Annotated in this window: 1 protein-coding gene; it reads left to right on the forward strand. The window is 58.4% G+C overall.

Features of this window, described 5'->3' with window-relative positions:
- Positions 1–766: 766 nt before the first annotated feature.
- A partial coding sequence (gene ftsZ, locus JQ575_RS44130; protein ID WP_212039405.1) for a cell division protein FtsZ occupies positions 767–1,980 on the forward strand: 1,214 nt, incomplete at its 3' end.

Genomic DNA, 1,980 nt, shown 5'->3' on the forward strand with positions numbered 1-1,980 from the left:
GTGGATGCTGCAACCACGTTGACCAATTTCGTGGTGTCGCGGAGCTTCCGGTGCGCCGTCCTCAAAATATTAGCCCAAGTGGTGGATTTACGCGACAGCAAGTGTGGGCGAGAGGCGCTCGCATGTTGTGGTGCATAGTAAAGCGAACTCTATTTGTGCCGATCATCTTTAGCGCCTCGGTATGCATGAGCTCAGCGCAGGATGCCCAGGTTTCGGTCGACATGATCGGAATAGGGAGCATGAGTTGCGCTCACTGGCAAACTTCAAACTCGCATCGGTTGGAAGGGACCGTCTGGATCTACGGCTTCTGGACGGCACTAAATTACGTTGCTGCGGCGAGTGGCCAAACTCAACCGAGACCCCGTATGTCGTCGGTGGCGGCGGACGTTGAAAAAGTATGTGCGAGGAAAATATCCCAAACTTTGGCTAATGCCGTTTGGACCACCTATCTTGAAGCCACTAGATGAACGCATGCCGCTCGTCTGATGCTGCGTGTTTGCCTTCAGGCGCGGTTATCGAATTTGTCTGCCATAGCGTGCTCTCTTGGCTCACCACGGATTAACCAACGGTTAACCAAGACCGCCGATCCTACAATAAGAATGATGAGAAGAACTTGACGGCGCGACGGAAGGTGAGATGGCTGCGCCAGAGGATGGCGGCGCCGCCGGTTCCGCTGCGCCAGCTACGACATTTAGCCGGCAAGCGGATCGCACTGCAAGTAGCAATTCGTGCCCCTCAATCCCGTCTGAGCACTGGGAGGCAAACCATGACTAACATCACGGATGTTCGCGAGATGAAGGCGCGCATTGTCGTGTTTGGGGTCGGCGGGGCAGGCGGTAACGCGATCAACAACATGATCGCAGCCGGGCTGCAAGGCGTCGACTTCATCGTCGCCAATACCGACGCACAGGCGCTGACCATGTCAATTGCCGGGCGTGTCATCCAGATGGGCACCAAGGTGACCGGAGGTCTCGGTGCTGGCTCGCATCCCGAAGTGGGGCGCGCCGCAGCGGAAGAATCGATCGATGAAATCCGTGATCACTTGACCGGTGCTCACATGGTGTTCGTTACTGCCGGTATGGGCGGCGGTACCGGCACCGGGGCCGCACCCATTATTGCCAAGACCGCACGTGAGCTCGGCATCCTTACTATCGGTGTAGTTACCAAGCCATTCCACTTCGAGGGCCAGCGACGAATGCGTTCTGCCGAAGCCGGCATCGCGGAATTGCTGAAGGTGGTGGACACCCTGCTGATCATCCCAAACCAAAACCTGTTCCGGGTTGCCAGCGAGAAAACGACATTCACCCATGCCTTCGCGCTGGCTGATCAGGTGCTTTTTTCGGGTGTGGCCTGCATCAGCGACCTTATCGTCAAGGAAGGACTGATCAACCTTGATTTCGCCGACGTTCTCGCCGTGATGCGCGAGAAAGGCAAGGCCATGATGGGCAGGGGCGAGGCGTCTGGCGGGAAACGCGTGCTCAACGCCGCGGTGGCCGCGATCTCAAATCCATTGATCGAGAATCCCTCGATCAAACGCGCCAGTGGCCTCATTATCTCCATCACCGGCGGCAAGGACCTGTCGTTATTCGAGGTCGACGAAGCCGCCACCCGCATTCGCGAAGAGGCTGACCCGGACGCCAACATCATCGTGGGCGCGTCTTTCGATGAAAGCCTGGAAGGTATCGTCCGTGTCTCAGTGGTGGCGACCGGCATCGACAATCCCGATCCAACGTGCCAGATGCAACCAACGGAAGGCTTACTCACAGAACTTGCCGGAAGGCTGCGCAACGTCAGCCATCGCATCGCTGGCCGCATCGACCGTAATGCACCGCTGCCGCCGCAGTTAGACAGTGCGCCGGTGCCCCCCGCGGCCCGGCACCCTGCAGGGCGGCCGGCAAACCCGAATTCGGAGTATGCGCGCCATGCAGCTCCGCAGAGCCTTGATCCGTATGGCCGCTCCTCTCCTGCGCGAAATTTTAT

Origin of the sequence: Bradyrhizobium sp. JYMT SZCCT0428 (assembly GCF_018131075.1) — a bacterium.
GTDB lineage: Bacteria > Pseudomonadota > Alphaproteobacteria > Rhizobiales > Xanthobacteraceae > Bradyrhizobium.